Origin of the sequence: Kitasatospora sp. GAS1066B (genome assembly GCF_041262605.1) — a bacterium.
GTDB lineage: Bacteria > Actinomycetota > Actinomycetes > Streptomycetales > Streptomycetaceae > Kitasatospora.
This window is the reverse complement of sequence record NZ_JBGCCO010000080.1, coordinates 1-4,981: the sequence shown is the minus strand read 5'-3', so window position 1 is coordinate 4,981 and position 4,981 is coordinate 1. Positions and strand designations below refer to the sequence as shown.

The window sequence follows — 4,981 nt, the reverse complement described above, 5'->3', positions numbered from 1 at the left end:
TGGTAGACGTTGCCGTCGTTACCGATCGCCAGCACCTGCGAGGACCCGTCCGGCATCCCCGCGATGCCCGCCTTGCGCGCCGACATGTTCGGCGATCCCACACCGCTCAGGGGCGCGAAGCCGCTCAGCCTGCCGCCGGCGGACCGAATCGCGTGGTAGAGGTTCCCGTCCGTGCCGACGCCCAGTTCCTGTGAGGTGCCGTCCGGCATCCCGGTGATCGCTGCCTCGGAACCCTTGAACACGCCGACCCCGCCGACACCCGACATGGGGGTGAAGCCGGGCCAGTTACCGGAGCTCGTCCGGACGCCGAGGAAGAACTCGGAGGACTGGGACGGCGGCACGCTGGTGACCGACACGTCGAGGTAGTCCTCGTCGATCCCGATCGAGTAGCCGCCGTAGGTCTGGTTCGCGGACGGCGAGGCGTACTGGTGGACGCGCTGGTGGTTGGCCCAGTAACCGGCCGGAATGGCCGGGTCGTTGACGTCGGCCGTGCCGTTCCAGTTCGCGTCGAACACCACGTCGGGCATGGTGTAGGCGCTGTTTCCGGCGTTGGCGACCAGGTCCTTCATGCCGGAGTTGGAGCTGCTGTAGACGCCGGAGTTGAAACCGTAGGCGTGCAGCTCGTTGGTCCAGGCGGTGAGGAAGGCGAGCACCGAACCGGTGTACGTCGACTGGTAGCTCTCCATGTCGTAGTACAGCACGCTGCCCGGGGCGAAACCGAGCGTCGTGGCCTGCTGCACCGCGTCGTCCGCGGCGCTGGCGCCCTGGTACGCCGGGTTGGTGATGCCGGCGGCCTGCACGCCGACGTACAGCGGCATGAAGTGCCAGCCGCTGCTCTGCTCCTGCTGGACCCAGGAGGCCGTCAGGTTGGACTGGCCGCAGGTGCGCTGCGAGCCGCCGATGTAGATGCCGATCGCCCGGTACGGGGAGGCGGACATCCAGGCGCTCATGGCGTCGGTGCTCGGCGCGTCGCAGGCGTCGAAGCCCTGACCGGCGTAGCTGGTGGCGGAGGCCGGTACGGTCGCGGCGGCGGCCGAGGCCGAAGCCGTGGCGGTCCTGGGCGCGGCCATCAGCTTCCTGGGGGCGGCGGCCGCGGCAGGCGGGCCACTCGGTGCCGCGGTGGGCAGTCCGGCAGCGGCGATGATCTGACGGACCGACGGCTGGTCGGTGCCGTACGCACCGGTCACCCGAACCGTGGTGTCGGCCGCGTCGATCTCATGGCCGATCGCGTTGATCCTCGTTCCGACCGGCGTACCGCTGGCCACGGGTTCGACGAGCAGGGCCTCGGTGCGGCCGATCAGATGCGGCGGGCAGTTCTGCTCGGTGCCCGGATGCCCGAGGTAGACGGCGTGCTGGTCGAACCGGACGCAGGCGTGCGGATCGGCCGTCAGATCCACCACGGTCCATGCGGTGGGAACGTGGAACACGTGGTTCAGGTAGGACACGGCCTTGGTGTCCGAGGCTCCGGAGGCGGCCTGTGCTGATCCGACGGCGGTCAGCGACGCGACGAGCGCGGCCGTCGTGGCGACCGCGTAGCGGCGTCGTCTAGTAGTGAGGCGGGAGTTCACCCGGGTCTCTCCTGATGATGGTGACGGTCGGCCCGCCGGGGATGCGGCAGGCCGGCGGACGTCACCGGCACAGCTGCCGGCGACTGCTACGGACTGGCAGACCGACCATCCGATCGGAACGTCGGCGTGCCAGCCACTCGGGATGCTAGTGCGACGCTCGGACAAGTCCTGATGGCACCCGGCGAATTGGCGTGCCCGAGCGGCCTTGGCGGGTGCCGGCGGAGGGCGCGCGGCAAGATCGGCCGGACCGGAGCTAGTTGTTCTGACCCGTGAGGTCGCGGGAGCGGCCCTCCTCCAGGACGCGGTAGCCGACCGCGGTGTAGAGGGACATCGCGGCCTCGTTGCCGCCGAAGACGTTGAGCATCAGGACCTGGTCGCCGCCGGCCCGGGTGACCTGCTCGCCGATGGCCATGGCCGAGCGGCCGTGGCCCCGGCCGCGGAACTCCGGGTGCACCAGCAGCGAGAAGCCGAAGGTGACTCCGGGGAGGTGGTGGTGGTGCAGCCAACCGGTGCCGATCGACTCGCCGTCGGCCTCGAGCACCAGGAGGGTGTTGTCGGGGGTGGAGACGCCTTCGGGGAGCAGCGTGCGGTAGTCCTCTTCGGCCTTCTGCCGGGCCTGCTCGGGCGTCCGGGCGCCGGCCTGCACCATCTCGGCGGCGTAGCGCTCCTGTCCGGCGGCCAGCCAGGCCGGGTACTCGGCTTCCGTCATCGGCCGGTGCGTCACCCCGGCGGGCGGCTCGGCCGGGGTGGTGACGACCTTGATCCGGGTCTGGGCGCGGACCGGGTAGTCGGCGAAGAGCTCGTCCGGTGCGGCCAGCCGCACGCCCACCCGCCCGGCCCCGTGCTCCGCGCACCAGCGGCGCGCCCAGGTGTGGGCTGCGCGGCGGTGGCTGCCCTGGGCGTCGTGGTCGGCGTCGGTCCACAGTTCGCCGATCCGGCCGGCGGTGCTGCCCTGCTGCTCAGTGAGGCTGACGACGACCTGCCCGATCCGGCGGCCGTCCTCGTCGAGGATCGCCGCCGCCGTCCATTCGTCGCCCTGCTCGATGACCGAGGTGGCGAATTCGGCCGCCGCCGGCTCCGGCAGGCCGGTCGCCCGGTAGGCGTCGATCAGGCGCTGCCGGTAGGCGGGCTCCCAGTCGGAGGATGCGGCGAGGAGGGCGAAGTCCGTCATCCGGGCAGGATAGGGAGATCATCTCCCCGTCTGTCCAATGGTTTTCGCGCTTCCGCTCGGGCAGGGTGTATCCGCCGGCCCGTTGCGCCCGTAGGGTCTGGCGTCATGACAACTGCTATATCCGCTGACGGGATCCGGAAGCGGTACGGGGATGTCCAGGCTGTCGACGGAGTATCACTCACCGTCGAGACTGGCGAGTTCTTCGGTCTGCTCGGGCCCAACGGCGCCGGCAAGACCACCACATTGGAGATCCTGGAAGGGATCCGTGAGGCCGACGAGGGCCGCATCGAGCTGCTGGGGCTGGCGCCCTGGCCGCGCAATCCGAAGCTGCTGCCCCGGATCGGGGTGCAGTTCCAGGCCTCCGCCTTCTTCGACAAGCTGACGGCGCGGGAGACCATCCGCACCTTCGCCTCCTTCTACGGGGTCGGGGCCCGGCGCGCGGACGCCTGGCTGGATCGGGTCGGCCTGACCGATTCGGCTGCCGTGCGCACCGACAAGATGTCCGGCGGCCAGGCCCAACGGCTCTCGATCGCCTGCGCTCTGGTGCACGACCCGGAGCTGGTCTTCCTGGACGAGCCGACCACGGGCCTGGACCCGCAGGCCCGGCGCAACCTCTGGGACCTGCTGCGGGACATCAACGCCGAAGGACGCACGGTCGTGCTGACGACCCACTACCTGGACGAGGCCGAACTGCTCTGCGACCGGGTGGCGGTGATGGACCACGGAAAGGTGCTGCAGACCGGCGCCCCAGCCGCGCTGGTACGCGAGCTGGACGACACCGTGCGGATCAGCGTGGAGTCCGGGCTGATCCCGATCGAGACGGCGCGCGAGCTGCTGACCGCCGCCGGGGCCGAGATCGCCGCGCTGGAGGACAACGGGGTGCTGCTCTCGCTCTCCACCCGGGCGCCGGCCCCGGTGCTCTCGGTGCTGGCGGAGCAGGGCGCGCTGCGCGGCCTGGAAGTCCGCGGCGCGACCCTGGAAGACGTCTTCCTGCACCTGACCGGACGGGAGTACCGCGCATGAGCGCTGTAGAGAAGGAACGGGCGAGCGCCTTCGTCGGCCTCTCCCGGGTGATGCTGCTGACCTTCCTGCGGGACCGCACCGCGCTCTTCTTCACGCTGCTGATGCCGCTGATGTTCCTGGTGCTGTTCGGCTTCCTCTTCAAGGGCGCCACCTCGCCGCACCTCAAGATCGCCCAAGTCGGCCCGGTGGCGGTGCTGGACTCGGCCACCGGGGAGGGCCGGGTCAGCATCGACAAGGCGCTGACGATCACTCAGGTCCCTGACGAGCAGACGGCGTTGACCAAGGTCAAGAAGGGTGACTACGACGCGCTGATCGAGCAGGGCCCGGGCGGTCAGGTGATCGTCCGCTACAGCGCCTCCGACACGGTCAAGGTCGGCGGCGTGACGGGCGTGCTCAACGGCCTGGTGCAGCAGGCCAACCAGGCCGCCACCCACCAGGACCCCGCCTACACCATGGTGGCCGGCCAGGTGGAGGACCAGAGCCTCAAGCCGATCCAGTACCTCACCCCCGGCCTGCTGGGCTGGGCGATCGCCACCGGGGCGATCTTCGGGGCCTCGCTCAGCCTGGTCAACTGGCGCAAGAAGCGGATCCTGCGGCGGCTGCGGCTGGCGCCGGTCAGCATCGGCGCGATCGTCGGCTCCCGGATCCTGGTCACCTGCGTGGTGGCGCTGGTACAGACCGCGATCTTCCTGGCGGTGGCCACCACGCCGGCCTTCGGCCTCAAGCTGACCGGCAACTGGCCGCTGGTGCTCCCGCTGGTGCTCTGCGCCACGCTGGCGTTCATGTCGATCGGGCTGGTCACCGGCGCCATCGCGAAGACCGAGGAGGCGGCCAACGGCATCAACCAGGTGATCATCCTGCCGATGTCCTTCCTCTCCGGCGCCTTCTTCCCGCTGGACAACTCTCCGCAGTGGCTGCAGCAGCTGTCCAAGATCTTCCCGCTGCACTACCTGGTCACCTCCGCGCAGACGGTGCTCAGCCGCGGCGGCGGCCTGATGGACGTGCTGCCGCAGATGGGCGGGCTGCTGGCGTTCGCGGCGGTGCTCGGCCTGATCGCCTGGCGGATCTTCGACTGGGAGGACGCGTAGCGGAGCCCGTAGTCGTCCCGTAGCCGGGGCCGGGAGCCTAGCTTGATCTTTAAGCAATCGCCTCGAACGAGCCGTCGAACTTGATCACTCGTATCGGTAACCGCCGTACGCGGAAGCGGCCTTCGCCTGAT

The 4,981-nt window shown here is 70.1% G+C and carries 4 protein-coding genes; 2 read left to right on the top strand and 2 right to left on the bottom strand.

Annotation, left to right across the window (positions count from 1 at the left end; all coding sequences use genetic code 11):
• Both ABH937_RS38080 and ABH937_RS38075 read right to left on the bottom strand, forming a co-directional pair.
• Window positions 1-1,568 (bottom strand): DUF1906 domain-containing protein (locus tag ABH937_RS38080; RefSeq protein ID WP_370147008.1); only part of this gene is annotated, 1,568 nt, incomplete at its 3' end.
• 253 nt (window positions 1,569-1,821) lie between these two features.
• Complete coding sequence (locus ABH937_RS38075; RefSeq protein ID WP_370220843.1) at window positions 1,822-2,739, bottom strand: N-acetyltransferase family protein; 918 nt, start codon at window positions 2,737-2,739, stop codon at window positions 1,822-1,824.
• A gap of 105 nt (window positions 2,740-2,844) precedes the next feature.
• On the opposite strand from ABH937_RS38075, the gene ABH937_RS38070 reads away from it, so the two are divergent.
• Window positions 2,845-3,762 carry an ABC transporter ATP-binding protein gene (locus tag ABH937_RS38070; protein ID WP_280688745.1) on the top strand — a complete coding sequence of 306 codons (918 nt, stop codon included), beginning with the start codon at window positions 2,845-2,847 and terminating at the stop codon, window positions 3,760-3,762.
• Window positions 3,759-4,850 carry an ABC transporter permease gene (locus ABH937_RS38065; protein ID WP_280688744.1) on the top strand — a complete coding sequence of 364 codons (1,092 nt, stop codon included), beginning with the start codon at window positions 3,759-3,761 and terminating at the stop codon, window positions 4,848-4,850. The genes ABH937_RS38070 and ABH937_RS38065 overlap by 4 nt, the downstream gene beginning before the upstream one ends.
• Window positions 4,851-4,981: the final 131 nt, after the last annotated feature.